Raw genomic sequence first — 26,457 nt, forward strand, 5'->3', positions numbered from 1 at the left:
GCAGCTTACTTCTCGATGACGTACTTGCCGTCCTTGGTGACGCTGATGATCGGCGCCTGGTCGGCGTCATAGCCGGCCGGCTTGCCTGCACGGTCGTTGGCCTGACGGAACTTGAACGGGCCGGTCGCGCCGGTCCATTGCACCGCGGGCAGCGCTTCACGCAGTGCGGCGCGATCCTTGGGCAGGTCGCCAGTCAGCTTGGTGTTCTTCAACGCCTGAGCCGCGATATACATCGCGTCGTACGATTGCGCCGAGAATTGATCCGGAGCATTGCCGTACTTGGCTTTGTAGGCCTCGATGAACTTGGTGTTCTGCGGCGTCTTGTTCTCGATCGACCAGGGGCTGCCGATCCAGAGGTTGTTGGACGCGCCGCCCGGGGCCAGTTCGAAAATCTTGACCGAGTTCATGCCGTTGCCGCCGATGACCGGCACGTTCAGGCCCAGCTGGCGCGCCTGCACCATGATGGGGGCACCTTCGGCCAGCAGCGCCGACAGCACGATGGCGTCGGGGTTGGTGCCTTTGATCTTGGTCAGTTGGGCCTTGAAGTCCACGTCGCCCTTGGCGAAGGTTTCAGTGGTGGTGACCGGAATCTTCTGGTCTTCCAGGGCCTTCTTGAAGTTGTCGTAGCCGCTCTTGGTGAAGACGTCGTCGTTGCCGTAGAGCACGGCGACGTTCTTCAGGCCGGTCTTGGCCTTGACGGTCGAGATGGTCGCCGGCAGGACGTCGGCTTCGGTGACCGAGTTGCGGAACACGTAGTTGCCGATGGAGGTGATGCCGTCAGCCGTATTGGACGTGCCGAAAGCCACGGTCTTGGCGGCTTGGGCGATCGGGTCGGCGGCCTGGGCGGAGTTCGACAGCGTCGGGCCGAAGACCATCAGGACGTTGTCCTTGAAGATCAGTTTCTTGAAGACGTTGATGGCTTCTTCTTTCTTGCCTTGCTCGTCTTCGACAACCAGCACCAGCTTGTTGCCGTTGATGCCGCCGGCGGCGTTGATCTCGTCGGCAGCCAATTGGAAACCATTGCGGATCGAGTTGCCGTACTGGGCAGCGCCACCCGACAGGGCCTCGGCCACGCCGAGCTTGATGTCAGCAGCGTGGACCGCCGGGATGAGGCCGGCAGCGGCGATGGCGATCAGCAGTTTCTGGGGCTTGAATTGCATGTTGGGTACCACCCTCGTTGTCTCGAATAACTAATAGGGATCCGGCCAAGTCGTGCCCAGCCTGGAGATCGAAGACGCGTCGGACGCGGATTTTCGATCAAGAGCACGAAGAATACCTGTTTGATCCCGGGGTTTATGGAATCTCGCTACGAAAAGTTGCCGTTAGATGTGGGTTTTTCGCAAAAAAAGCGGCAAACCCAGGGTAAACCCGCAATATTATTGTGCCAATGGCTTCCAGAGCAAGCCGGGCTCGCCCCTGGGCTGGAGGCGCCGGGTTTCAAAACGTGCCTGACCGGTGCGGGCCGTAACGCGCCGGCCCATCGGACGGCGTGCCAGAGCCACGATAATCGGCCGCGTCGGCGGCCGAGGCAGCCCGGGGCCATGTGTTGAATCAGTCGCTCCCTTCCGGGCCATTACATGGGCCGCAGACCCGGCGGCACGGTATATGGATATGCCCGCGCCGCCTGCTGCCGGGTCCTTCATCGCGCCTACAATCGTGCGCAAACCTGGCTTGATCAGCGTACGAAAAATGAGGAGAAAGACATGAATGCATCCCCCAAATGGCGCCTGGAAACCGTTGCCGTGCACGGCGGCTATCGGCCCGATCCGACCACGCGTGCGGTAGCCGTGCCCATCTACCAGACCGTCGCCTACGCTTTCGACGACACGCAGCACGGAGCGGATCTGTTTGATCTGAAGGTGCCGGGCAATATTTACACGCGCATCATGAACCCCACCACGGATGTGCTGGAGCAGCGGGTCGCCGCCCTGGAAGGCGGCATCGCCGCGCTGGCGCTGGCCTCCGGTCAGGCGGCGGTCACCTATGCCGTGCTGACGATTGCCGAGGCGGGCGACAACATTGTGTCGTCGAGCACGCTTTATGGCGGCACCTACAACCTGTTTGCGCACACCCTGCCGCAGTATGGGATTACGACACGGTTTGCCGATCCCCGCGACCTGAGCAGTTTCGAGCGCCAGATCGATGATCGCACCAAGGCGATCTTCGCCGAGTCCGTCGGCAACCCGCTAGGCAATATCACGGATATCGCCGCACTGGCCGAACTGGCTCATCGCCACGGCCTGCCGCTGATCGTCGACAACACCGTCCCCTCACCCTATCTGCTGCGCCCCATCGAACATGGTGCCGACATCGTGGTGCAGTCGCTGACCAAATACCTGGGCGGCCATGGCACCAGCCTGGGCGGTGCCATCATCGATGCGGGCACGTTCCCGTGGGCGCAGCACAAGGCGCGCTTCAAGCGACTGAACGAACCCGACGTCAGCTATCACGGTGTGGTCTATACCGAAGCCTTTGGCGCGGCCGCCTATATCGGCCGCGCGCGGGTCGTGCCGCTGCGCAATACGGGCGCGGCCATCTCGCCTTTCAATGCCTTCCAGATTTTGCAGGGCATCGAGACGCTGGCGCTGCGGGTCGACCGTATCGTCGAGAACGCCGTCAAGGCCGCCGGGTTTTTGCGCGGCCACGCCAAGGTGGAGTGGGTCAACTACGCCGGGCTGCCGGATCATCCCGAGCACGCGCTGGTGCAGAAATATCTGGGTGGCAAGGCGCCGGGCCTGTTCACGTTCGGGGTCAAGGGCGGGCGCCAGGCCGGGGCGCGCTTTCAGGATGCGCTGCAGCTCTTTACCCGGCTGGTCAATATCGGCGATGCCAAGTCACTGGCCACGCATCCCGCTTCGACCACCCACCGCCAGCTCAATCCCGAAGAGCTGGCGCGGGCAGGGGTGCGGGAAGAGACGGTGCGGCTGTCCATCGGGATCGAGCATATCGACGACCTGATTGCCGACCTGGACCAGGCGCTGGCGCAGGTGTGAGGCAGCGGCGGGCAGGCCTGGGTGCCTATTTCGAGAGCTTGAAAGCCTGGTTCATGGCTTCGGTGACATAGGCCTGCAGCACGGGGGTGGAGCGCACGCGCATGTCTTCGCCGATGTCTCGCTGGCGCTCGGCGAACTTGGCGGCCACCGGCGAAGCCTGGCCGTCACGTGCCAGCGACGCCAGTTCGGACGCGTCGAATACGCTGGCGTAGGCCGCAGCAAGGTTGGCATTCCATTGGGGTTGATAGTTGGGCAGCGCGTGCTTGAGTTGCTGGCGCACCAGTGCGCCGGCCTGCTCTTGCCCCAGGCGTTTGACCAGCACCGCATAGGTGGAGGTACGGACGGCGACCTGGGCACCCAGCGCGGCCAGGTTGTCGCCCAGATGGCGTTGCGCGATCAGCGCCAGGGCAGCGGCCTGGCCGTCTTGCGCGCAGGCCGGCATGGCGGCGGCAAGCAGCAGGGTCAGGCAGGCGGCGCGCGCCAGACCGCGGCCGCTGCGGCGCAGAGAGGTAGCAGCAAGGAGCATCGCAATCAGGCGGCCGTTGGAACGGGCGTTACGGTAGCAGAGGCCGCGCCGGCGCGCCATGAGAACGACTACCGGGGCCAGCGGCGGCGCTAAGGCGTGGGTGATAATGGGTTTCTCCGTTACCGACCAAGCCCGTGCGCGCCGATGGAACTCCGACAGCTTCGCTACTTCATCCGTATCGTCGAATTGGGTTCGATGAGCCGCGCGGCGCTGGAGCTGGATATGGTGCAGTCCGCGCTCAGCCAGCAGATCAGCCGGCTCGAGGGCGAGCTGGGGGCTCGCTTGCTCAAGCGCAACCCGCGCGGTGTGGAACCGACCGAAGCCGGAACCGCCTTTTTCCGCGAGGCCAGACTGACCTTGCGCCATGCGGAGCAGGCCAAGCGCAGCGCGCAGCAGCCGCGCCTGACGGGCACGGTCAGCATCGGCCTGCCAGCCACCACCGAATCCATGCTTGGCCTGCCGTTGATCGCGGCGGTGCGCAGCCGCCTGCCCGACGTGCGGCTGCACATGGTGGGCGGGATGTCGGGCATGTTGGCCGATATGCTCAACGCGCGGGCCCTGGATATGGCCATTCTGTTCGACCAGCGTGGGCGCCAGAGTGTTTTTTCGGGACGCGACTGGAGCGTGCGCGCGCTGTTCGAAGAGGAGCTGTTTCTCATCCGGGCAAGGCGCCGCCAGGGTCCTGCGCTGCCGGCGCACGTGCGGCTGACGGATCTGGACGGCGAGCCGCTGATCCTCCCGACGGCGGGCCATGGCCTGCGCGCCGTGCTCGACGCGGCGTTCGCACGCGCGCAGATCCAGCCCCGGATTGCGCTGGATGTCGATTCGCAACCCATGACCATGGCGGCGCTGGCAGCGGGACTGGGCGCGGTCATTCAACCGTGGGCGGTCATGGGTAGTGTCAAGGACGCCGCACAGCGCTTCGAGTGGGCACGGATCCAGGATGAGGACGCGCTCAGGATCAATGTGTTGTGCAGTCTGAATGAAGACACCCTGTCGCCGGCCGCGCTGACCGCGCGCACGGTCATGGCCGAATGCATCCGTCAACTGATCGCCGACGGTGTCTGGCAGGGGACCCGCCTGATCCATCACAAAAACTGATGGCGCCATTCCCGCTGCGGGGTACATAGCCCTTCAGACGCTCCCTACACTTTTCTCTCCGATCATCAGAGCAGCAGAGAAGGGAATCGTGGAGCAAATCAAGCCTTACACCGGGCCGCAGGAGCGGCATATGTTGCCGGAGCTGTTCGTCCCCGACGTGCTGGCGGCCGACGACGACAGGTTGTGGGTGCCCAACGGCGAGAACCGTTGGTCCAGGCCGCTGTGCCTGAACCTCTCGCAAGGATATTGGGTGCATCTGACCCGCTTCAAGGGGCGCGGCTTTCTGTCGCGCCACCGGCATCCGGCGCCGGTGCATGCCTACGTCATCAAAGGCTCCTGGCGTTACCTGGAAAGAGACTGGGTCGCGCGCGCCGGGTCGTATCTGTACGAGACGCCCGGCGACATCCACACACTGGTGGTGGACGAGGACCAGGACGAAATGATCACGCTGTTTCAGAACCACGGTGCCATCACGTACTACCGGGAGGACGGCAGCATCGAGAAAGTGGTCGACGCCTTTTACTACGCCAATCTGGCCGAGGCGCATTTCGAGAAAGTGGGGTTGGGCAGAGACTTCGTCAAGCACTTCATACGCTGAGTGCCAAGATCAAAAAAAGAGGAGACAACATGAAAACCATCATCAAGGGGTTGCTGATCAGCGCCTGTCTGACCGTGTCCGCGCACGCGGCCTATCCGGAGGGGCCGGTCAAACTGATCGTGCCCTTTCCGCCCGGGCAGACGACAGACATCATCGCGCGCGCGTTCGCCGAAGAACTGCAGAAAGAGCTGCAGCAGCCCATCATCGTGGAAAACCGCGCCGGCGCCGGGGGCATCATCGGCACCGAGGCGGCCAAGCGCGCGCCCAACGACGGCTATACGGTGTTGTTCACGTCGGGCGGACCGGCCTCCATCAATGAAAGCCTCTACAAAGCCATCCCCTATCGCACGTTGAGCGATTTCGACCAGGTCGCCGTCCTCTACGAAATGGCCCAAGTGCTCATCACACGCGCCGATATGCCGGCCAGCCGGGTCGACGAGCTGGTGGCTTATCTGAAAAAAACCGGGGACCAACTATGCCTCCGGCGGCATCGGGCTGACCAATCACCTGACCATGGAGATGTTCAAGCGTGAAGCCGGTGTGGATGTGCTGCACATCCCGTACAAGGGGACGACCGCCGCCTTGACGGGCCTGATCGGCGGCGACGTCGATTTGATGGTGGAATCGCTGCCGGCAGCCAAGCCCCACATCGACTCTGGGCGAGTCAAGGTCATCGCCACCGGCTCGGCCAAGGGATTGACAGGCTATCCGGAGGTGGAAACCGTGGCCAAGTACTACCCAGGGTTCAACGCCACGACGTGGGTTGCGCTCATGACGCCGAAGGGGACGGCGCCCGGCGTTCTGGACAAACTGCACGCGAGCACGCAGGCTGTCATCAAAACCGATAGGCTGCAGAAACTCTTTCGCGAGAACGCGGCCGAGCCTATGGTTTTGTCGCGGGCGCAGTCGCACGACTACATCGCCGGCGAGGTCGCCAAGTGGAAGGGCATCATCAAGCAAGGCAATATTTCCGCCGATTGATCGGGCTGTCGGCCCACGGGCCGACAGCGATTCAGGTCCACAACATGAGCAAAGAACACATGGACGAATTTTCCGGGAAAGTCATCGTCATCACCGGTGGCGCGCGTGGGCAGGGCCTGCTCGAGGCTCGCATGCTCATCGAACGCGGCGCCAGCGTCGTCATCGGTGATGTGTTGGAGCAAGAAGGCGCCCAGGCGGCGCGGGAACTGGGCGAGCGCGCCCGATTTCTGCGGATGGACGTCAGCCGCGAGGAGGATTGGCAGCAGGCGCTGGCGGCCGCGCAAGACATGGGGCGAGTCCATGGGCTGATCAACAACGCCGGTATCTATGACCCTCATCCCATCGGCGCGACCACGGCGAAGAATTTCGAGCGCCATTTCCAGGTCAATCAACTCGGCGCCTTTCTGGGCATGAAGGTTTTCGCCGGCCATATGCGCGCTCAGAGACACGGCTGCATCGTGAACATCGGGTCGGCGGCGGGGATGCGCGGGTCACCCAATTCTTTTTCGTATTGCGCCACCAAATGGGCCTTGCGCGGCATGACCAAGGCGCTGGCTGCCGATGTCGGTGTTGACAATGTGCGCGTCAACTACGTTGCGCCGGGTCCGGTGAATACGGCCATGATCGGTTTCCGGGGCGAGCAGGCCAACCGGCAGCGCGCCGCCGAGGTGCCGCTGGGCCGGCTGGCGGACGCCGAAGACGTGGCGCCGACGGTGATTTTTCTGCTTTCCGATGCAGCCAAGTACATCACCGGGGCAGAAGTGATGATCGACGGCGGCCTCTATCTTTGATGGTCGCGGCGCTGCCGGGGGCGGTTTGCGCTTGCCCGGGCGCCAGGCGCGAATACCGCCATGGCGCACGGGGGCTTTCGCATGTGGGTCAATTATTAATGATTATAATTTTCATCCGCGAAGGGCCTTATGTCGGCCATCGTGCCCACGAGCGGCCGTGCGTCGGGGACGCGCCGCGACAACATCAGCAAAAAGGAAGGCAATATGCGCATCATCAAATCCGTGGCGGCGCTCGCGCTGCTGGGCTGGACCACCATGGCATCGGCCCACTTCGTGTGGCTGGAGCCGGCCGGCGAGAACAAGGTCCGTGCTTACTTCGGCGAATGGGCCGACGATCAGCGCGAGAAGACCGAGGGCTTCCTGGGCAAGGTCGTGGTCGAACCTTCGGTCAACGGCAAGAAGGTCAAGCCTTCGGCCACCGGCGCGGACTATTTCGAATTTGAAGCGCGCGGCGACACGCGTCTGGGCCAGCCCGTGCTGTTCAAGGAAACACTGGTGGACTACAACGCCCGCCTGGGTCGCACCGACACCAAGGCGCTGTTGCCGCTGGAAATCGCCCCCACGGCGGCGGGTGGCAATACCTTCGTCCTGACCTTCGAGGGCAAGCCCTTGGCCAAGACCGAGGTGACGGTATTCGGCCCGCCGAAGTGGATGAAGCAATTCCACACGGATGAAGCCGGCAAGTTCACGATCGAAACCCCCTGGGCGGGCCAGTACGTGCTGGAAGCCGGCCATACCGTCGAGAAAAACGGCCAGCATGATGGCAAGCCGTTTACCAAGACGCGTTTCGTGACCACGCTGACGTTCGAACGCGCCAAGTAATCCGCGCGAAGGTAGCGAATGACGCCCGGCGCCTGAGCGCCGGGCGTTTTTGTTTGGGCGAGGCGTGCCCCATTTGGTGGGGTGTCTTTTTTAATGGATAATTCATCTATTATGATGGATACTCCGATGGCTGCCGACCCTGACCCGCAAGACGTCAACGCGCGCATTGCCCAGCGGGTGCGCGCGTTGCGCGCTGCCGGCGGCTTGTCTCTGCAGGCCTTGGCCGAGCGCAGCGGCGTGAGCCGTTCGATGATCTCCTTGATCGAGCGCGGCGCGGCAAGCCCGACTGCGGTGGTCCTGGACCGCTTAGCCGGGGGCTTGGGCGTGCCGCTTGCCGGCCTGTTCGAGGCCGGTTGCCAGGCGCGCGGTCCGTTGCGCCGCCATGGCGAACAGACGGTCTGGCGCGATCCGGCTTCCGGTTACGAGCGTCGTGCCCTGTCGCCGCCGGGCTGGCCGTCGCCGCTGCAATTGGTCGAGGTCGTTTTCCCGCCAGGAGCACGCGTGGCCTACGAAACCGGGCTGCGCCGCCCCGCATTGCAGCAGCAGATCTGGATGCTGGCAGGCAGCATCGACATTGCATTGGGCGAGGACCGCTTTGCGCTCAACGCCGGCGATTGCCTGGCCATGGTGCTGGACCAGTCCATCGTATTCAGTAATCCGCGGCCAGAGCCCGCCCGCTATCTGCTGGCGACCCTGGATCCGCTTGCCCCATGACCTCCCTCACTTGCCGGAGCCTCTGATGAGCGCCGCTATGCCGCACGATGACGTGCACCTGATCGATTGCACGGAGGCTGAACACGCCGCCGCGATCCTGGACATCCTCAACGATGCCATCGTCAATTCGACCGCGCTCTACGATTATGTTCCGCGTCCGCCCGCCGCGATGGCCGCGTGGTTTGCCGCCAAGCGCGCCGGCGGCTTCCCGGTGTTGGGCGCAGTCGATGCACAAGGCCATTTGCTGGCCTTCGCCAGTTGGGGCGCGTTTCGCGCCTTTCCGGCCAACAAGTACACCGTCGAGCATAGTGTCTATGTGCAGCGGGAGCAGCGCGGCAGGGGCCTGGGCGCGATGCTGTTGAGAGCCCTCATGGCGCGCGCGCAGCAGGCACAACTGCATGTGATGGTGGGTTGCATCGACGCGAGCAACGCCGGCAGCATCGCCTTGCATGAAAAGCTCGGCTTCACGCATAGCGGTACCCTGCGGCAGGTCGGCTTCAAGTTCGGCCGCTGGCTGGATGCGGCCTTTTATCAAGTCCTTTTGCCCACGCCCGTCGAGCCGCGCGACGGTTGAGCGCGCCAGCCCGGCTGTCGACAGACGAGGGTTACTCGAGGCGAATACCGTTTTCTCGCGCGATCTTGCCCCATCGCTGGATGTCCTCCAGCCAGAAATTCTGGAATTGCGTGCGCGACATCGGCTGCGGCTGCACGCCGGCACCCTCCCAGACTTTCTTGAGCTCGGGGGTCTGCAGGGCCTGTTCAATGGCGTCATGCATGCGATCCATGAGGGCAGGAGGCGTGCCCGTGGGCGCCATGACGCCGTACCAGCTCGAGACGGCAAAGCCGGGCGCCACGGTTTCGTCCAGGGTGGGCAGATCCGGCAAGGCCGGCGCCCGCGCCTGGCTGGTCACCGCGATGGCGCGCACCGCGCCCGAGCGGGTCTGCGCCAGGGCCAGCGGCATGGTCTCGAACATCAGGTCCACTTGTCCACCCAGCAGATCGCTCATGGCCGGGGCGCTGCCGCGATAGTGCACGGCGACGGCCTTGACGCCCGTGATCGCCTTGAACCATTCCATGCTCAGATGCTGCAACGTGCCCGGTCCGCCCGTGGCGTAGTTGGCGCTATCGCTCTTTCGCTTCATCCAGGCAACGAGCTGCTGGGGCGTGTTGACCGGAATCTTGTTGTTGATGATGACGACGTTGGGCGTCGTGCCGATACTAGCCACCCCGACGAGTTCGCGCTCGGGTTTGAACATCAGATTCGGGTTGACCGTCGCGCCGATGGCGTGGTGCACGGTACCCATCAGGAAGGTATAGCCATCCGGCGTGGCCTTGGCGGCGTAATCGGCCCCCAGCATGCCGCCGGCGCCGCCGCGGTTCTCGACAATGACGGTCTGACCCAGGATGGCACCCAGCTGCGTGGCCAAGGGGCGGGAGAGGATGTCGAGCGAGCCGCCGGGCGCGGCCGGCACGATCAGCCTGATCGGTTGCTGGGCAGGCCACGGCGCAGCCTGCGCGCTACAGGTGAGGGCCAACGCGAAGAAGGCGGCTAGCCAGCCGCGTGCCCGGTTCCCCTTGGGGCGAATGCATTGCATGGTTGTCTCCCGCCGCGTCATGGCGCGGCTTATCGTGGATGAATGGGTCAGTGCTTGCCGTGGCCGCGCGATAGCGGGCGCCGGGCGATGTCCTGGATGCGCTCCCAGTTCGGGGTGAAACCCAGGCCGGGCGTGTCGGGCAGAGGCAGCCAGCCGGCCTGTGGTTGCGGCAGACCGTCAAAGAGCTGTTCGCAGACCTTGACCGCGACGGTGTGGTACTCGATGAATCCGCCATGCGCCAGGCCGGCATGCAGGTGCATGTTGTGAAACGGCCAGGCTCCGCCATTGGCGATAGCGACGTTGCAGGCCTGGGCAATGCCTGCGATGCGCAGGCATTGCGTATAACCGCCGGTGATCGCGACATTGGGCTGAGCGATATCAAGGGCGCCGGCGAGGAAGAAATCGGCAAAGCGAGACGCCAGGCCTTCGTTCTGGCCCGCGGCCAGCGGCATCGGCGCGCGCCGCCGCAAGTCGGCCAGGGCGTGTACGTCGTTCTGAGCCAATGGCTCTTCAAAGAAGGCGATATCGCAGTCGGTCAGACGCTGAGCCAGCCGGCGCGCATGGTAGGCGTCCAGGCCGCAGTTCGCGTCGATGCAGAGCTCGACATCGGGGCCGACGCGCTCGCGCACGGCGCGCACCCGCGCCTCGTCTTCGCGGATGAGATCGGCCAGAGGACGCGGCTCGTCGCGCCGTTGCAGACCGTGGTTGCCAACCGTCATTTTCAGGCGTGAGAAGCCGCGTGCGGCCCATTGCGCCGCGGCATCGGCCAGTTGCTCCCGGTCCAGGAAGTTGAAGCCGAAGGTCGCATAGACCGGCACGCGCGCGCGCGCCCCGCCCAGCAGCCGCCACAGCGGCAGGTCGAGTCGCTGCGCCTTGAGGTCCCACAGGGCGATGTCGATGGCCGCGATGGCGTGGCTGGCATAGCCGCTCTGGCCGCGCGGGGTGAGGAGCCAGTAGAGCTTTTCCCAGAGCTTCTCGCTGTCCATGGCCGACTCGCCCAGCAGGGCATCGGCGGCGACGTGTTCGATCGCGGCGGCGACGACTTCCTCTTCGGTGATGGCGGTGAAGCCGCAGCCGCTCAGGCCACATGCCGTGTCGATGCGTACCAGCACACAGGACAGGTTGCTGCGTTTCTCGCCGCCAGGCACGGGCATGCCCACGTCGATATTAAGGGGGATGGCGGACACCCGGGTGATGTCTATGTCCGCGCCGATCTGCTGCATGATTGTCTCCGTGATGGGCTTTCCGCGTTATAGGACGTTCGTGGCTCGGTGGACAATCGCGTTTTTATCAAACTGCTTTCGACTTAGGTTAAGGCAGGTGCGGCCAGAAGATGCGCAATGAGGGCTTGCGCGCCCGGCGAGGGCTCGCGCTGCTGGGGCCAGCCCAACATCAGTTGCCGGTGTGCCCAGCTGTCGCTGAGCCGGATCTGGCGCAGCCGCCGCAGCGTTACATAGGATTGCGCCACCCGGGCCGGCACGATGCCAATGCCAATGCCGCTTTCGGCCATGCGGCAGACCGCATCAAAACTGGTGACCTGAATGCGCAGCCGCAGGCTGCGTCCGGCCTGGGCGGCGGCGCGCTCCATCTGCGTCAGGATGGCGGTGCCTCGGTATAGCCCGACGTGGTCATGCTCGAGCGTCTGCTCAAAGCGCAGGGCCCCGCGTACGCGCGCCAGCCTGTGATGCGGATGGGTGACGCACACCAGCGTGTCGGCGCGATAGGGATGGCAATGCAGGTTGGCGGCGGCATAGCCGCCGTCGAACAGGCCCAGGTCGGCGCGGTCGGTCTGCAACTGTTCGACCGCAGAACGGCTGGTGTGCTCTTCGAGTTCGATGCGCACGCGCGGATTGCCCTGCATGTAACCATGCAGGTCTTCGGGCAAGAACTGCACGATGGCGGCGGAGTTGGCCACGATGCGTACCCGGTCCTCGACACCGTTGGCGTAATCGCGCAGGTCTTCTTCCATCGCCCCGGCCAGCGTGGCCATGCGCCGTGCGTGGGCGATGAAAATTTCGCCGGCAGGCGTCGGCTTGACGCCGCGTCTGTGGCGCAGCAGCAAAGCCGTGCCCACGCGGGCCTCCAGATCGCTGATGCGTTTGCTGGCCGCGGCCACCGACAGATGGCTGCGCGTGGCACCGGCGCTGATGCTGCCCTGGTCGGCGATGGCGATCAGCAGGCGAAGCGCGGCGATATCAAGTTGAGACAGAGTGCTCATGGCGTCATAAGTCCTGCAAAGCCAGCACGATCTGTTCCGCAAACCATTGAACGGCGGGCTGGGATGCATGGTAAGTGTGGACATGCACACGGACTTCGAACTCGGGGATGTCTACGGGCAGGTCCCGGCTGCACAGTTGACCGTAGGATTCGAACACGCGCGCGACGCGCAGAGGCAGCGTCGCCAGCAGATCACTTTGCGCGATCAGCCCGGGCAGGATGGTGAAATGCGGGATACGCAGGGCGATTTTTCGGTGTATGCCGAAGGCGCGCAATGTGTCTTCCACATTCTGGTGCGCAAAAAAGGCGACGTCACGAGCACGTGGCGCGCCGCCAGGAACGAGGTCAGGGTCAAGGCCCTGTGCGAGGCAGGGTGGCTCTGAGCCATCAGGCAGACATAGTGCTCTCGAAACAGCAGGCGGCTGTGCAGCTTTTCGTGCAACATGGGCAGATTGCCGATGGCGGCATCGACCTTGCTGCCAGCCAGATGTTCGATGAGGGTGTCGACCGGCATCTGCACGACCTCGAGATCGGCCAGCGGCGCGACCTTGCGCATATGCGCGACCAGCGGCGGCAAAAAGCACAGCCCGCCGATATCCGACATGGCCACGCGAAAGCGCCGCGTGGTGCTACCCGGGTCGAACGGGCTGGCGAGTTCATAGGTGCTGTCGATACAGGCCAGGGCTTCCTGGAAGGCCAGGTAGATCTGCTCGGCGCGCGGGGTGGGCGCCATGCCGCGGCCGTCGCGCACGAACAGCGCGTCGCCGTAGGCCTGGCGCAGTTTGGCCAGCCCATAACTGACCGTGGGCTGGGTCAGGCCCAGCCGCTCGGCAGCGAGACTGACGCTCCGAGTCTCGAATACTGCGGTCATGAGCCTGACGAGATTGAGGTCGAGCCGCGGCTCGGCTGGGGTGTCCATGGCGCTGTCTCCGTGGCGTCTGGCGCCTTGTTTTATCTATCGATCACATCGATATGAAACATATCGGACATCGATTGTTTAGATTGTAGTTCCACTCCTACTATGCCTTCAAATCGATGATGGCGGTGCGAAGCCGCCCGGGAGACAAGGGGTATGGAGCGTTCATTCGCACGCGAAGTGGGCAGTCTTTCACTCGGCGCGGGGGAGGTCTTTCATGGTGAAGGCATTCTGGCCGTCACCAAGGCCTTGCTGCAATCGGGCGTGAGCTACATCGGCGGGTATCAGGGGGCGCCCGTGTCCCATCTGATCGATGTGTTGGGCGACGCCCGCGACCTGCTCGACGAACTTGGCATCTACTTCGAGAACAGCGCATCCGAGGCGGGGGCGGCGGCGATGCTGGGCGCTTCGATTCACTATCCGGTGCGCGGCGCCGTAACCTGGAAGTCCACGGTGGGCACCAACGTGGCCTCGGATGCACTGTCCAATCTCGCTTCGGCCGGGGTGACCGGCGGGGCGCTCATCATCCTGGGCGAAGACTACGGCGATGGTTCGAGCATCATCCAGGAGCGCACGCATGCGTTTACCATGAAGTCACAGATCTGGCTCATGGACCCGCGGCCCAATCTGACCTCCATCGTCGACGCGGTCGAACAGGATTTCCAGCTGTCCGAAGCCAGCCAGACGCCGGTGATGATGCAACTGCGTATCCGCGCCTGTCATGTGCACGGCAGCTTTGTGTGCAAGGACAATGTGGCCCCGGCCATCTCCACGCGCCAGGCGCTGCGTGAAGGCAAGTTCGATTACTCGCGCATCAATCTGCCGCCCTCCATCTACGAGCACGAGCGCCAGAAGGTACAGGTGCGCTGGCCGGCCGCGCTGGAGCACATCCGCCGCGCGGGCCTGAACGAAACCTTTCCGGGTACCCGTGAAAAGCTGGGTCTCATCGTGCCGGGCGGGCTGTACAACGGCCTGATCCGCGCGTTGCAGCAACTCGGACTGGCCGACGTGTTTGGTGCCAGTGAAGTACCGATTCATGTGTTGAATGTGGTCTATCCCCTGGTGCCTGATGCGTTGCAGGCATTCTGCGCCGGCAAGGATGCGGTGTTGATCGTGGAGGAAGGGCAGCCGAATTATCTGGAAGAGGCGCTCACCGCCATGTTGCGGCGCGCGGGATTGCCCACGCGCGTGCATGGCAAGGATGTCTTTCCGCTGGCCGGGGAGTACAACGGCGAGGTCATGCTGCGTGGTGTTGCCGCGTATCTGGATCGTGCACAGCCCGATGCCAGCCGCGCGGCGGCCGCCGGCGGGCTGCCCGGTCACAAGCAGGCGGCCGTGCAGGCGCTGGGCGAGCCCGTTCCCAACCGTCCACCGGGCTTCTGTGTCGGTTGTCCGGAGCGGCCGGTGTTCTCGGCCATCAAAATGGTGCAGCAGAAGCTCGGGCCCCTGCATGTCAGCGCCGACATCGGTTGCCACACGTTCGGCACGCTGGCGCCGTTCAACATCGGCAGCACCGTGCTGGGTTACGGGCTGGGCCTGGCGAGCTCATCGGGCATCGCGCCATTGATGGGCCGGCGCGTGGTCAGCGTCATGGGCGATGGCGGTTTCTGGCACAACGGCTTTACCAGTGGCGTGGTCAATGCCATGTATAACAACCAGGACTCGGTGCTGGTCATTCTCAAGAACGGCTACACCTCGGCCACCGGCACGCAGGCCATTCCGTCCTCGCCCTCGCAGCCGGCCGCCAAACCGCTGACGCTGGATATCGAGACGGCCTTGCGTAGGGTGGGCGTGAAATGGCTGCGCAAAGTGCCCAGCTATCAGGTGGCGGATATGAAGCGCACCCTGGATGAAGCCATGACCACCGAAGAGGGCGGCCTGAAGGTCATCATCGCCGACGGCGAATGCCAGCTGGAGCGCCAGCGCCGGATCAAGCCGCAGAACGCCCAACGACTCAAGCAGGGCTTGCGGGTGGTGCGCACGCGCTTTGGCATCGATGAGGATGTCTGTACGGGCGACCACTCCTGTATCCGGCTCTCAGGATGCCCGTCGCTGTCGGTCAAGCCCAATCCCAGCCCGCTGCGCAGCGATCCGGTGGCCACGGTCAATCAGGGCTGCGTGGGTTGCGGACTGTGCGGCGAGGTCGCGCATGCCGCGCAGTTGTGTCCGTCGTTTTTCAAGGCCGAGATCGTTCAGAATCCCGGGAGATGGGAGCGGCGCCTGGCGCGCTGGCGTGAACGGCTGATCCACGCCATGGCCGGGCGGGCGCGTCTGCCGCGCGAGGTGACGGCATGACGGCGCCAGTGACCATATTGATCGCCGCCTTGGGCGGCGAGGGCGGCGGCGTACTGGCCGACTGGATCATCGCGGCGGCCACCGCGCAGGGTTTTCCGGTGCAGAGCACCTCCGTGCCGGGGGTGGCGCAGCGTACCGGCGCGACCAACTACTACCTGGAGATACTGCCGGTTTCCCGCGCCGAACTGTGCGGGCGCGAGCCGGTGTTTTCGCTGGTTCCCTACCCCGGTGATGTCTCCATCGTCGCCGCCTCGGAGCTGGTCGAGGCCGGACGCATGCTGCAAGGCGGTTATGTGCATCCGCAAAAAACCGTGCTGGTGGCCTCGACCCACCGGGAGTATGCGGTGTCGGAGAAATCGGCCATGGGAGATGGCCGGTATGACGGCGAGCGCGTCATGAGCGCGGCCGCGACTCTGGCGCATGAGGCAATTCTGTTCGATATGGCGGTGCTCGCGGCACGGCACCGCACCGTCATCAACACCGTGCTCTTTGGCGCCATGGCCGGCAGCGGGGCCTTGCCGTTTGATCGTCAGGCTTGTGAAGCGGCCATCCGGCAGTCCGGCAAGGCGGTGCAGGCCAGTCTGGCCGGTTTTGCGGCCGGCTACGACAGGGCGCGTGGCGTGGCAGCCAGCGAAGCGCCACCCATGCCGGGCACGGCGACCGCATTCCCGGCGCGGGTGGCGGCGCTGCCGCCGGCCCTGCGAGAGGTGGCCAGCCATGGCGTTGAGCTGGTGGCGGATTATCAGGATCAGCGTTATGCCGGTCTTTATCTGGATCGTGTCGAGCGAATGCTGCGCGCCGAACAGGCGCACGGCGGCGGCGCGCTGGATGTCAGCCGCGAGACGGCGCGCTATCTGGCGCTGTGGATGAGCTACGAGGACGTGATACGCGTGGCGGACCTCAAGACACGACGTGAACGCCTGGCGCGCGTGCGGCGCGAGGTGGGGGCCGGCCAGCAAGAGCCGCTGCATGTCACGGAGTTTCTCAAGCCCGGTCTGGACGAGGTCTGCTCCGTGCTGCCCCCTGGTCTGGCTGGGTGGCTGCGCCGCCGATTGACGCGGCGCCTGGGCAAGCAGGGCATGGGGCTGCACGTGCGCACCAGCACGGTCGGCGGCTTTGCACTGCTGTGTCTGCTGCGCGGCCTGCGCCGCTGGCGTCCGCGCACTGAGCGCTACCACCAGGAGCAGGCGCTGATCGAACGTTGGCTGCAGCACGTCCAGGCGCTTTTGCCCATATCGCCGCCCGCCGCGCTGGAGCTGGCGCTATGCGGCAATCTGGTCAAGGGCTATGGCGAGACCAGCGAGCGCGGGCATCGCAATCTCGGCGCCATTCTGGACGACACCCAACGCTGCGGCTCGGTGCCTGACCTGACCGAGCGCATCGCGGCGGCTCGCCGTGCCGCGCTGGCCGACCCGCAGGGCAAGGCGTTGGCGCGTGCCCTGGACCTGCCGGACCCGCCCATGATCGAGCAGCCATTGCGCTTTGTGCGCAAGGCAGCCAGTTCCTGATTGGCGGCCAGCCGGCCGCACGCTGTTCCCGCATCGCCGCGTCAGACGGCGGGCAAGCCCAGTAGTCCCAAAAACGACTAGGAGACAAACGATGAAGCGCATGTTGACCCGGCGGCTGCCCGCCGCCTTGGTCTGTGCGGCCGCGGTATTGGCCGGCGCGGTACACGCCGAACCGGCCCCGATCAAGGTGGGGGCCGTGGTCTCGGCCACCGGCCCGGCCTCTTTTCTGGGCGACCCGGAGCAGAAAACTCTGCAGCTGTACGTGGACAAGCTCAATGCCGAGGGCGGCGTTCTTGGGCGCAAGCTGGCGCTGACGCCGTATGACGATGCCAGCGACGCCAACAAGGCCAACGCCTTCGTGCGTCGCCTGATCATGCAGGACGGTGTCGATGTGATCGTGGGCGGCTCGACCACCGGTTCGACCATGGCCATGGTGCCGCAGGTGCAAAGCGCCAAAATTCCGTTCGTGTCGCTGGCCGCAGCCAGTGTCATCGTCGAGCCGGTCAAGCCCTGGGTGTTCAAGATGCCGCACTCCGACCGCATGGCTGCCGTCAAAGTGATCGAGGACATGAAGAAAAACGGCGTCACTCGCATGGCGCTGCTTTCGGATACGGGTGGCTTTGGCAAGTCCGGACGGGCCGAGACGCTGAAGCTTGCGCAAAGCCTGGGCGTGGAAGTGGTCGACGACCAACAGTACGGCGAACGCGATACCGATATGACGCCGTAGCTCACGCGCATCAAATCGAGCAATGCGCAGGCTGTCTTCGTGTTCGGTACGGGGCAGGCGCCCGCCATCATCGCGCGCAACTACCGGCAACTGGCGATGAAGCAACCGCTCTACACCAGCCACGGTCAGGCATCGATGGAGTTTGTGCGTCTGGCCGGCGAAGCCGCCGAGGGCATACGCATGCCATCGCCCGCGCTGCAAGTCGCGCGCAGCCTGCCTGCCAGCGACCCGCAGCGTGAGGTCAGCGTCAGTTATGCACAGGCCTTTGAAGACAAGCACAAGGTGGAAGTGTCGACCTTTGGCGGCTACGCCCATGATGGCATGTTGATGGTGGCCGACGCCATCAAGCGCGCCGGCGGCACGGATCCGGAGAAGCTGCGCAAGGCGCTGGAGGAAACCAAGGGTTTTGTCGGGGTCAGCGGTATCTACACCATGACGCCCGAGGACCACATGGGCCTGGACATCTCCGCCTTCCGGATGGTGGAGGTCCGCAAGGGGGCCTTCCAGGCGCTGCCCTGACGAGGCCCATATGAGCTTGAATGTCGCAGATTTCCGTCAGCGGGCCCGCCGCGTGCTGCCGCGTTTCGTCTTCGATTATGTCGAGGGCGGCGCCGAGGACGAACGGTGCCTGGCGCGTAATCGGGCGGACCTCGATCGACTGGATCTGCTGCCGCAAGGCCTGCGCGATACGCGCCGGGTCGATACGGCGGTCGAGATCCTGGGCCAGACGTGGTCGGCGCCGTTTGGCGTAGCGCCGGTCGGGCTGGCGGGTCTGTTGCGCCCGCAAGGCGATGTGCTGGCGGCGGCGGCCGCCGGCGCGGCAGGCCTGCCTTATGTGCTGTCGACGGCGTCGAACAGTCCCCTGGAGGCCGTGCGAGCGGCCACGTCGGGGCCCTGTTGGATGCAGCTCTACGTCATGCAGGCACGCGCCGTGGCCGAGCAGATCGTGCAGCGGGCGCAACGGGCTGGCTTTGATGCGCTGGTGCTGACCATCGACGTGCCAGTCAGCGGCTATCGGGAGCGCGACGCGCGCAATGGGTTTTCACTGCCGTTTCGACCAGGCCCCGCCATGCTGTGGGACATGGTTCGCCACCCGCGCTGGCTGGCCCGGATGGCTGCGGCGGGCGCGCCGGATTTCGTCAACCTGGCGCCCCCGGAGCAACAGGCCTCGCCCCAAGCCCAGGCGGCCTTGCTGGCGCGGTCCATGGATTGCTCGCTGGTTTGGGAGGATCTGGCATGGCTGCGTTCGCTGTGGCGCGGGCCGCTGCTGCTCAAGGGTGTCCTGCATCCCGAGGATGCGCGCCGCGCGGCCGGTCTGGGTGTGGATGGCGTCATTGTGTCCAACCACGGCGGCCGGCAGTTGGACGCTGCGCCGTCGGCGATCCGCATGCTGCCGCGCCTGCGCGCCGCCGCCGGGCAAGGCATGCCGCTTTTTGTGGATGGCGGGTTTCGTCGCGGAGCGGATATCGCGCGGGCGCTGGCCAGCGGCGCCGATGGCGTCTTCGTGGGCCGTCCCATGGCGTATGGCCTGGCGGTAGGAGGCCAGGCCGGCGTGCAACAGGTATTGAATCTTCTGGCTGCCGAGCTGGCGCGCACCATGACCCTCATGGGGGTGGTGCGGCCCGGCGAGTTCGGCGCTATCCATCTATGCAATCGGGATTTCGACAGTCGAGGCTCGCATGGCTGATTTCGCGCAATTCGTTTTCGCCGGACTGACCACGGGCGCCATATACGCCCTGGCGGCACTGGGGTTCTCCGTCATCTACAACGCCAGCGGCATCATCAATTTCGCACAAGGCGATTTTCTGATGGTGGGCGGTATGGTGGCTGCCACACTGGTTGCCATGCACGTGCCGCTGCCTGCCGCGGTGGCCGCCGCGGTGGCGGTGGGCATTGTCGTGGGGCTGTTGCTCTATTTTCTGGCGATACGACCGGCCCGCGAGGCCAATGTGTTGTCGCTCATCATCATCACCATCGGCGCGTCGCTCTTCATCCAGGGAGTCGTGCAGCGGGTGCTGGGCAAGAACCAGCGCACGCTGCCGGCTTTCAGCGGCGACGATGCCATCTCGCTGGCCGGCGCCTATGTGCTGCCGCAGAGTCTGTGGATCTGGGGCGTGTCCCTGGTGCTGGTGGCAGGCTGTGCGGTCTTTTTCCGCTTCACGCTGACGGGCAAGGCCATGTTGGCCGTGGCGGCCAACCGCCTGGCCGCCCAAGCAGTGGGCATCAGTACCTCGCGCATTCTCATGCTGTCGTTCGGCCTGGCAGCCGGACTGAGCGCGGTGGCGGGCGTGACGGCCGCGCCCATCACCACCACGGTCTACGATCTGGGTCTGATGTTGGGCATGAAGGGTTTCGTCGCCGCCACGCTGGGTGGACTCGGCAGTGGCGTGGGCGCGGTAGCAGGCGGTCTGCTGGTGGGGCTGCTGGAGGCTTTCATGGCCGGTTATGTCTCGTCGGCCTACAAAGACGCCGTACCTTTCGTGCTCATCATCGTCATCCTGCTGGTCATGCCTCAGGGCCTGTTCGGCAAGCGCAGTTCGGAGCGCGTATGAGAGCGCTCGCCCTGCGTCCTTCGTTATGTGTGCTGGCTGTGGCGCTGGCTGTGCTGCCCCTGGCGCTGAACAACAACTTTCTCATGGATCTGGCGATCCGCATCTGTCTGGCGGGGATTGCCGCCGTCGGGCTGAATCTGCTGATGGATTTTGCCGGGCAGGTCAGTATCGGCCATGCGGCATTCGTGGCCATCGGCGCCTATGGCGGCGGCATTCTGACGGCCCATCTGCACTGGCCGCCACTGCTGGCAATGGCCGCCGCCGTGCTGGGCGCGGACGGCGTGGCGTATGTGGTGGCCCGGCCGATTCTGCGCCTGCGCGGCCATTCGCTCACCATGGCCACACTTGGCTTGGGGATCATCGTCAATATCGTCCTCATCAACGAAGTTGACTGGACGGGCGGCCCCGACGGCATGCCGGTCGGGCCGCTGGAGGTCATGGGCCATGCCGTCGAGGGGATGGGCATGTGGTACGGCCTGGCGGCGGTGCTGCTTTTCGGCGCCGTGGCGCTGTCGCTGAATCTGTATGCCTCACAGGCCGGCCGAGCCTTACGAGGCCTGCACGGGTCGGAAGTCGCGGCGCGCGTGGCTGGCGTGAACGTGGCCAGTTACAAGGTGAGGGCTTTCGTCGCCTCGGCGGTGTTCACGTCGCTGGCTGGTTGCCTGAGCGCGCATTACCTGGGGTTCATCACGCCCTCGCTGGCAGGTTTTACCTATTCGGTGGAGTTGGCGACCATGGTGGTGCTCGGTGGCATGGCGTCGACCTTCGGCGCGGTGCTGGGTGCGGCGCTGCTGACCTTGCTGCCGCAATTGCTGGGCGGGCTGCACGAGTACGAAATGATGTGTTTTGGCCTCATCCTCATGCTGACGATGATTTTTCTGCCGAAAGGGCTCGTGCCCACGCTGCAACATCTTTTGCGCCGGAGGTCATGATGCTGGAAGTCCAGGGATTGAGCCGCCATTTTGGCGGTGTGGCCGCCGTCCAGGATGTCAGCTTCAGCGTGCGGGAGGGGGATGTGCATGCGGTCATCGGACCGAATGGCGCGGGCAAAACGACGCTGTTCAACCTCATCAGCGGGGTCTATGCGCCCAGCGCCGGCGCCATCCTGCTCGATCGCAAGCCGGTCGGCGGACTAGCCCCCGAGCAGCTGGCGCGGCGGGGGGTGAGTCGGACGTTCCAGAATCTGCAGGTCTGCATGAATATGACGGCCTGCGAAAACGTCATGCTGGGCGCACATCTGCGCCAGCATGCCGGCTTGCTGGCCGGGCTGTTCGGCTGGACACGGGCGGCTGACCGGCGTCTGGCACAGGATGCCTTGGGATGGATGGAGATGGCCGGCGTGGGGGCTTACGCCGCCCACCACGCCTCGCAATTGTCTTTCGGTGTACTCAAGCGTCTGGAGATCGCTCGTGCATTGGCCAGCGAGCCCCGTCTGCTCTTGCTCGATGAGCCGGCTGCCGGCCTCAACGATAGCGAGACCGCCGAGCTCACCCGGCTGATCCGCCGTATCGCCGACAGCGGCATCACCATCCTGCTGGTCGAACACGACATGCGGCTGGTGATGGAGGTGTCCAATCGCATTCTGGTGCTGGATCACGGCAGGCGGCTGGCAGAAGGCAGCGCGCAGGAGATACGCGCCGACGAAAAAGTGATCCAGGCCTATTTGGGAGCCGAAGATGTCAGCCATGCCGAATGAAACCGCAAGCGCCGCGCAGGCGTTGCGCGTGCGCGGCCTGAAGGCGGGTTACGGCCGCATCGAGGTGTTGCATGGCATCGACCTGGATCTGCCGCGCGGCAAACTGGTGGCGCTCGTGGGCGCCAATGGAGCGGGCAAAACCACTTTGCTGCGCACGCTCTCCGGGCTGGTGCCGGCGCGTGCCGGAAGCATCGAGCTTCTAGGCAACGACATTGGCCGCACCAGTGCCGACACCCGGGTCCGGCTCGGGCTGGCCCAGGTTCTGGAGGGGCGGCAGGTCTTCGGCCCGCTATCGGTCGAAGACAATCTGCTGCTGGGCGGTTATGTGCGGGGCCGCCAGGCTCGCGAGCGCATGGACGAGATGTTCGCGCTGTTTCCCGTGTTGCAGCAGAAGCGGGGCTTGCCGGCGGGCACCTTGTCGGGCGGGCAGCAGCAGATGCTGGCCATTGCCCGGGCGCTCATGAGCCGCCCCAAGGTTCTGCTGCTGGACGAGCCTTCCATGGGGTTGGCGCCGTTGCTGGTGCGCGAAGTGCTGGAGGTGGTGGCGCGTCTGCGAGACCTGGACATGCCCGTATTGCTCGTGGAGCAGAACGTCCGCGCCGCATTGGCGTTGGCGGATCAGGCCTATGTACTCGAGGTAGGCCGCATCACGGTGGCGGGAACCGGCCAGGAACTGCTGCGCGACCCCCGCGTTATGCAGGCCTATCTGGGTTTGTGATGGCGCCTACCCGCCATACAGGAGAGCGCGACATGCAAGACGCCGGTTCAGATCTGGTCATCACATCGGTTCAGGCGCGCGCCGTACAGGTGCCGCTCGAGCATCCCATCCGTACCAGTGTCGGTGTGGTCGATGCCGCCCCGCTGGTGTTGATCGACCTGTACACCAGCCGCCCGGAGGTGGTCGGGCGCGCCTATCTGTTCACGTATACGCCGCTGGCGCTGGCGCCGACCTGCCTGGCGGTCAGGCAACTGGCCGGAGTGCTTCAGGGGCAACCCCTGGCGCCCGTCGAGCTGGATCGCCTGTTGTCCTGCCGGTTGCGTCTGCTGGGCCGGACCGGCCTGATGGGAATGGCCTGCGCGGGGCTGGACATGGCAGCCTGGGATGCGCTGGCGGTGGCCCACGGCCTGCCGCTGGCGCGGCTGCTGGGCGGCGAGTGCCGCCCAGCAGCCGGCGTATGACAGTCATGCCATGGATGGCGAGGCCATGGGCGTGCGGCGGGCGGCGCAGGCCTGCGAGCAGGGGTTTCGCGCGATCAAGACCAAGATCGGCTATCCCTCGCTGCAAGAGGATCTGCGCGTGTTGCGGGCCTTGCGCCACGCGGTGGGCGATGAGGTCGCCATCATGGCCGACTACAACCAGGGGCTGACGGTGCCCGAAGCCGCGCGGCGGCTGCGCGCCTTGCGTGACGAAGGGCTATGCTGGATCGAAGAGCCGACTCTGCAGGAGGATTACCTCGGCCATGCGCGCCTGCGCGGCGCGGTGCCGGTGCAGATGGGGGAGAACTGGTTCGGGGTGGAAGAAATGCAGAAGGCGCTGACGGCCGGTGCATGCGATTACGCCATGCCCGACATCATGAAAATAGGCGGGGTGACGGCCTGGCTGCGGGCCGCGGCGCTGGCGCACGCGCATGGGGTACCCATGTCCAGCCATATTTTCCAGGAATTCAGCGCGCATGTGCTGGCCGTGACGCCCGGCGCCCATTATCTCGAACGCATGGACCTGGCGGCTCCGGTTCTGCAGCAGCCGCTGCGTTTCGAGGAAGGCCAGGCCATCATCGGCCAGGCGCCAGGCGTCGGTCTGCAGTGGGATGAGCGCGCGGTAAGCCGTTACGGCGTGTGAGGCCGGGCGCTTATATCCTTAGTCGCAATCGTGCGTTTGCAGGCAGAGCCGATCGTCTTGGGCTATGCGCTGCTGCGGGCGCGGTGCCCGCCGGCCAGCCTTTCCCCGGGGTGTACCGGGCGACTCATGCAGGAGAGTATTCATGACGCTTCCCATCATCAATGCGCGCAATCAGTTTCGCGGCAAAATCAAGGAGATTGTCCTGGGCTCGGTGGTATCCGAAGTGGATGTCGAGACGCCGGCCGGCATCGTGACCTCGGTGATCACGACGCGGTCGATCAAGGAACTGGACCTGCAGGTGGGCACCGAGGTGCTGGCCTTCGTCAAGGCAACCGAGGTCTCGGTCGCCAAGCTGTGATCGCGCTCAGGCTGCCGCGCGCGCCTGGCGCGCGACGGCTGCCGGATGCGCCGGCCGTCGCAGGCCGAGATGGTCGCGCAGGGTGCGACCCTGATAGTGAGTGCGTACCAGGCCGCGGCGGCGCAATTCGGGCAACGCCAGCTCAATGAAGTCATCCAGCCCGCCAGGCAGCCAGGGCGACATGATGTTGAAGCCGTCGGCGCCTTCCTCCTCGAACCATTGCTGCAACTGGTCTGCCACCCGTTCGGGCGTGCCCACGATCTGCTGGTGGCCGCGCGCGCCGGCGATACGCAGATACAGGTCGCGAATGCTCAGCCCGTCTCGCCGCGCAAGATCCACCAGCAATTGTTGGCGGCTTTTGCCGCCGTTGGTCTGCGGCAGGTCGGGAAGGGGACCGTCGACCGGATAGCCGCTGAGGTCCGCGCCTATCATGTTGGACAGTAGCCGCACGCCGACCACCGGGTGGATCAGCTCTTGCAGTTGGGCGAATTTTTCTTCGGCCTCTTGTTGTGTCCTGCCGATGACCGGAAAGATGCCGGGCATGATCTTGATCTCGTCCGGATGCCGTCCGTAGACACCGGCCCGTTGTTTGATGTCGCGATAGAAAGACTGGGCTTCGTCGAAGGTCTGATGCGCCACGAAAATGACTTCGGCCGTGCGCGCCGCGAGGTCGCGGCCAGCCGCTGACGCGCCCGCCTGGACGACGATCGGCCGGCCCTGGGGCGAGCGTGCGACGTTCAGGGGGCCACGCATCCGGAAGTGTTCGCCGCGATGATTGAGCGGGTGTACTTTTTCCGGGGCGAAGTACTGCCCGCTGGCCGTGTCGCGCACGAAGGCGTCGTCTTCCCAGCTGTTCCACAGGCCCAGCACGACATCGTGGAACTCTGCGGCACGCGCGTATCGGATGGCGTGCTCGAGATGCTCGTCGAGATTGAAGTTCTGGGCTTCGCCCAGACCGCTGGATGTCACCAGGTTCCAGCCGGAACGTCCGCCACTGATATGGTCGAGCGAGGCGAACTTGCGGGCGACATGGTAAGGCTCGTTGTAGGTGGTCGAGACGGTGGCAATCAGCCCGATTCGCTCTGTCACCATGGCCAGCGCCGACAGTAGCGTCAGGGGTTCGAACTGATCGCTGCGCGCGGTGCGAGCCAGAGAGTCCAGTTCGCTGTTGCGCACACCCACCGAGTCTGCCAGAAAGAGGGCGTCAAAGCAGGCCGCCTCCGCGCGCTTGGCGAGTTCGACATAGTGGCGGATATTGATGCTGGCGTCGGCTTGGGCGCCGGGGTGGCGCCAGGCGGCGATATGGTGCCCTGTCTGCATCAGGAAGGCACCGAGTTTGATCTGTCTTGTCGTCATGAGAATCTCCAGACCTGTTACCAGGCCATGCGCAGGGAGGCGAGAGAGGGGTGAGCCGGGGCACGCTCGGGCAGCGGTGTTTGCGTGGCTACGGGGCCCAGAAAGTCGGACAGCACGTCGTCGCGAATCTGAATGAACCGGGGGTCGCTGCGGTTGCGGGGATGCGCCAGCGGCACGGGGACGATGCACCGGATACGCCCGGGCCGTGGCTGCATCACGACGACACGGTCGCCGAGGAAGACGGCTTCTTCCACGTCGTGCGTGACCAGAATCATGGTGATGCGCTCTTTTTGCCAGATCCGCTGAAGTTCGGTTTGCAGGCGCGCTCGCGTCAACGCGTCCAGCGCGCCGAAGGGTTCGTCGAGCAGCAGCACGCGCGGCCGATTGACCAGGCCGCGCGCGATCGCCACGCGCTGGGCCATGCCGCCGGAGATCTGATGTGGATAGGAGCGCTCAAAACCCTCCAGGCCAACCAGCGCGACGTGTTCGGCTACCCGGTCGCGCTTGTCGGCCTCGCTGATGCTGGCGTTGCGCAGGCCGACTGCGATGTTCTGTGCGACGGTCAGCCATGGGAAGAGCCGGTGATCCTGAAAGACGATCCCGCGCTCCGGGCCGGTGCCCTGCACGGGAGCCCCGCCTAGCGCGATCTGTCCTTCGTAGTGGCTGTCCAGACCGAGGATCAGCCGCAAGAGGGTGGATTTCCCGCAGCCGCTGGTCCCCACGATAGAGAGAAACTCGCCCGAAGGGATATGCAGGTCGATGCCGTCGAGCACCTGAAGCGCGCCGCCTTCGGCCTGATGGCTGGCGTAGCGCTTGCTCACCGTCTGCAGATCCAGGTCCAACGTGGAAGTAGAGTGTGTCATGCGGATGC

General features: G+C 65.0%; 26 protein-coding genes and 2 pseudogenes. 20 read left to right on the top strand and 8 right to left on the bottom strand.

Features of this window, described 5'->3' with window-relative positions:
* Positions 1–5 precede the first annotated feature (5 nt).
* On the bottom strand, positions 6–1,160 hold the full coding sequence (locus tag LK440_RS00755) for an ABC transporter substrate-binding protein (RefSeq protein WP_005016437.1): 1,155 nt from the start codon (positions 1,158–1,160) through the stop codon (positions 6–8).
* Positions 1,161–1,703: 543 nt separating this feature from the next.
* Between LK440_RS00755 and LK440_RS00760 the strand changes: the two genes are divergently transcribed.
* Positions 1,704–2,993, top strand: a complete 1,290-nt coding sequence (locus LK440_RS00760) for an O-acetylhomoserine aminocarboxypropyltransferase/cysteine synthase family protein (RefSeq protein ID WP_005016436.1) — start codon at positions 1,704–1,706, stop codon at positions 2,991–2,993.
* A gap of 25 nt (positions 2,994–3,018) precedes the next feature.
* Here LK440_RS00760 and LK440_RS00765 read toward each other — a convergent pair whose 3' ends face one another.
* The gene (locus tag LK440_RS00765) at positions 3,019–3,519 is read right to left on the bottom strand and encodes a hypothetical protein (protein ID WP_227944751.1); all 501 of its coding nucleotides are present in this window, start codon (positions 3,517–3,519) and stop codon (positions 3,019–3,021) included.
* Between the two features lie 144 nt (positions 3,520–3,663).
* On the opposite strand from LK440_RS00765, the gene LK440_RS00770 reads away from it, so the two are divergent.
* From LK440_RS00770 to LK440_RS00800, 8 genes are all read left to right on the top strand, one after another.
* Positions 3,664–4,620 (top strand): LysR family transcriptional regulator, encoded by a 957-nt coding sequence (locus tag LK440_RS00770; protein ID WP_005016432.1) that lies wholly within the window; start codon positions 3,664–3,666, stop codon positions 4,618–4,620.
* A 130-nt stretch (positions 4,621–4,750) separates the two neighbouring features.
* Positions 4,751–5,218 (top strand): 2,4'-dihydroxyacetophenone dioxygenase family protein, encoded by a 468-nt coding sequence (locus LK440_RS00775; RefSeq protein ID WP_005016429.1) that lies wholly within the window; start codon positions 4,751–4,753, stop codon positions 5,216–5,218.
* Between the two features lie 29 nt (positions 5,219–5,247).
* A complete protein-coding gene (locus LK440_RS17790; RefSeq protein ID WP_005016426.1) occupies positions 5,248–5,751 on the top strand; it encodes a Bug family tripartite tricarboxylate transporter substrate binding protein in 504 nt (167 codons plus the stop codon).
* Positions 5,732–6,199: a tripartite tricarboxylate transporter substrate-binding protein gene (locus tag LK440_RS17795; RefSeq protein WP_005016424.1), complete on the top strand. Its 468-nt coding sequence runs from the start codon at positions 5,732–5,734 to the stop codon at positions 6,197–6,199. The genes LK440_RS17790 and LK440_RS17795 overlap by 20 nt, the downstream gene beginning before the upstream one ends.
* A 44-nt stretch (positions 6,200–6,243) precedes the next feature.
* A complete protein-coding gene (locus LK440_RS00785) occupies positions 6,244–6,990 on the top strand; it encodes an SDR family NAD(P)-dependent oxidoreductase (protein WP_017685416.1) in 747 nt (248 codons plus the stop codon).
* 129 nt (positions 6,991–7,119) lie between these two features.
* Positions 7,120–7,812, top strand: a complete 693-nt coding sequence (locus tag LK440_RS00790; protein WP_005016420.1) for a DUF4198 domain-containing protein — start codon at positions 7,120–7,122, stop codon at positions 7,810–7,812.
* Between the two features lie 126 nt (positions 7,813–7,938).
* Complete coding sequence (locus tag LK440_RS00795) at positions 7,939–8,526, top strand: helix-turn-helix domain-containing protein (protein WP_005016418.1); 588 nt, start codon at positions 7,939–7,941, stop codon at positions 8,524–8,526.
* 25 nt (positions 8,527–8,551) lie between these two features.
* Positions 8,552–9,100: a GNAT family N-acetyltransferase gene (locus LK440_RS00800; protein WP_005016411.1), complete on the top strand. Its 549-nt coding sequence runs from the start codon at positions 8,552–8,554 to the stop codon at positions 9,098–9,100.
* Between the two features lie 31 nt (positions 9,101–9,131).
* Here LK440_RS00800 and LK440_RS00805 read toward each other — a convergent pair whose 3' ends face one another.
* The 4 genes and pseudogenes from LK440_RS00805 to LK440_RS00820 form a co-directional block, all read right to left on the bottom strand.
* Positions 9,132–10,121, bottom strand: coding sequence for a Bug family tripartite tricarboxylate transporter substrate binding protein (locus tag LK440_RS00805; protein WP_005016410.1), 990 nt, complete (start codon positions 10,119–10,121; stop codon positions 9,132–9,134).
* A 47-nt stretch (positions 10,122–10,168) separates the two neighbouring features.
* Complete coding sequence (locus LK440_RS00810) at positions 10,169–11,344, bottom strand: mandelate racemase/muconate lactonizing enzyme family protein (RefSeq protein WP_005016406.1); 1,176 nt, start codon at positions 11,342–11,344, stop codon at positions 10,169–10,171.
* An 83-nt stretch (positions 11,345–11,427) separates the two neighbouring features.
* The gene (locus LK440_RS00815; RefSeq protein WP_005016404.1) at positions 11,428–12,339 is read right to left on the bottom strand and encodes a LysR family transcriptional regulator; all 912 of its coding nucleotides are present in this window, start codon (positions 12,337–12,339) and stop codon (positions 11,428–11,430) included.
* Positions 12,340–12,343: 4 nt separating this feature from the next.
* Positions 12,344–13,257 (bottom strand): annotated as a pseudogene (locus tag LK440_RS00820) (LysR family transcriptional regulator).
* 153 nt (positions 13,258–13,410) lie between these two features.
* On the opposite strand from LK440_RS00820, the gene LK440_RS00825 reads away from it, so the two are divergent.
* The 11 genes and pseudogenes from LK440_RS00825 to LK440_RS00875 all read left to right on the top strand — a co-directional run bounded on the left by LK440_RS00825 (position 13,411) and on the right by LK440_RS00875 (position 24,230).
* Entirely contained in the window at positions 13,411–15,549 is a 2,139-nt protein-coding gene (locus LK440_RS00825) for a thiamine pyrophosphate-dependent enzyme (protein WP_005016401.1), read from the top strand.
* Positions 15,546–17,057, top strand: coding sequence for an indolepyruvate oxidoreductase subunit beta family protein (locus LK440_RS00830; protein ID WP_005016399.1), 1,512 nt, complete (start codon positions 15,546–15,548; stop codon positions 17,055–17,057). The genes LK440_RS00825 and LK440_RS00830 overlap by 4 nt, the downstream gene beginning before the upstream one ends.
* A gap of 100 nt (positions 17,058–17,157) precedes the next feature.
* Positions 17,158–18,303 (top strand): annotated as a pseudogene (locus tag LK440_RS00835) (ABC transporter substrate-binding protein).
* A 10-nt stretch (positions 18,304–18,313) separates the two neighbouring features.
* Positions 18,314–19,471: an alpha-hydroxy acid oxidase gene (locus LK440_RS00840; RefSeq protein WP_005016397.1), complete on the top strand. Its 1,158-nt coding sequence runs from the start codon at positions 18,314–18,316 to the stop codon at positions 19,469–19,471.
* The gene (locus LK440_RS00845) at positions 19,464–20,336 is read left to right on the top strand and encodes a branched-chain amino acid ABC transporter permease (RefSeq protein ID WP_005016395.1); all 873 of its coding nucleotides are present in this window, start codon (positions 19,464–19,466) and stop codon (positions 20,334–20,336) included. Before LK440_RS00840 ends, LK440_RS00845 begins: the two co-directional genes overlap by 8 nt.
* Entirely contained in the window at positions 20,333–21,268 is a 936-nt protein-coding gene (locus LK440_RS00850; protein WP_005016392.1) for a branched-chain amino acid ABC transporter permease, read from the top strand. Before LK440_RS00845 ends, LK440_RS00850 begins: the two co-directional genes overlap by 4 nt.
* The gene (locus tag LK440_RS00855) at positions 21,268–22,032 is read left to right on the top strand and encodes an ABC transporter ATP-binding protein (RefSeq protein ID WP_005016390.1); all 765 of its coding nucleotides are present in this window, start codon (positions 21,268–21,270) and stop codon (positions 22,030–22,032) included. The genes LK440_RS00850 and LK440_RS00855 overlap by 1 nt, the downstream gene beginning before the upstream one ends.
* Positions 22,022–22,750 (top strand): ABC transporter ATP-binding protein, encoded by a 729-nt coding sequence (locus LK440_RS00860; protein ID WP_005016388.1) that lies wholly within the window; start codon positions 22,022–22,024, stop codon positions 22,748–22,750. The genes LK440_RS00855 and LK440_RS00860 overlap by 11 nt, the downstream gene beginning before the upstream one ends.
* A 32-nt stretch (positions 22,751–22,782) precedes the next feature.
* Positions 22,783–23,211 (top strand): enolase-like domain-containing protein, encoded by a 429-nt coding sequence (locus tag LK440_RS00865; RefSeq protein ID WP_227944752.1) that lies wholly within the window; start codon positions 22,783–22,785, stop codon positions 23,209–23,211.
* Positions 23,212–23,221: 10 nt separating this feature from the next.
* Positions 23,222–23,872, top strand: a complete 651-nt coding sequence (locus LK440_RS00870; RefSeq protein ID WP_227944753.1) for an enolase C-terminal domain-like protein — start codon at positions 23,222–23,224, stop codon at positions 23,870–23,872.
* Positions 23,873–24,014: 142 nt separating this feature from the next.
* Positions 24,015–24,230 carry a TOBE domain-containing protein gene (locus tag LK440_RS00875; RefSeq protein WP_005016386.1) on the top strand — a complete coding sequence of 72 codons (216 nt, stop codon included), beginning with the start codon at positions 24,015–24,017 and terminating at the stop codon, positions 24,228–24,230.
* A gap of 6 nt (positions 24,231–24,236) precedes the next feature.
* Here the strand turns inward: LK440_RS00875 and LK440_RS00880 are convergent, their stop codons facing one another.
* Entirely contained in the window at positions 24,237–25,586 is a 1,350-nt protein-coding gene (locus tag LK440_RS00880; RefSeq protein ID WP_005016383.1) for an LLM class flavin-dependent oxidoreductase, read from the bottom strand.
* 17 nt (positions 25,587–25,603) lie between these two features.
* A complete protein-coding gene (locus LK440_RS00885) occupies positions 25,604–26,449 on the bottom strand; it encodes an ABC transporter ATP-binding protein (protein WP_005016380.1) in 846 nt (281 codons plus the stop codon).
* Positions 26,450–26,457 lie beyond the last annotated feature (8 nt).

The organism is Bordetella holmesii, assembly GCF_020735985.1.
GTDB lineage: Bacteria > Pseudomonadota > Gammaproteobacteria > Burkholderiales > Burkholderiaceae_B > Bordetella > Bordetella holmesii.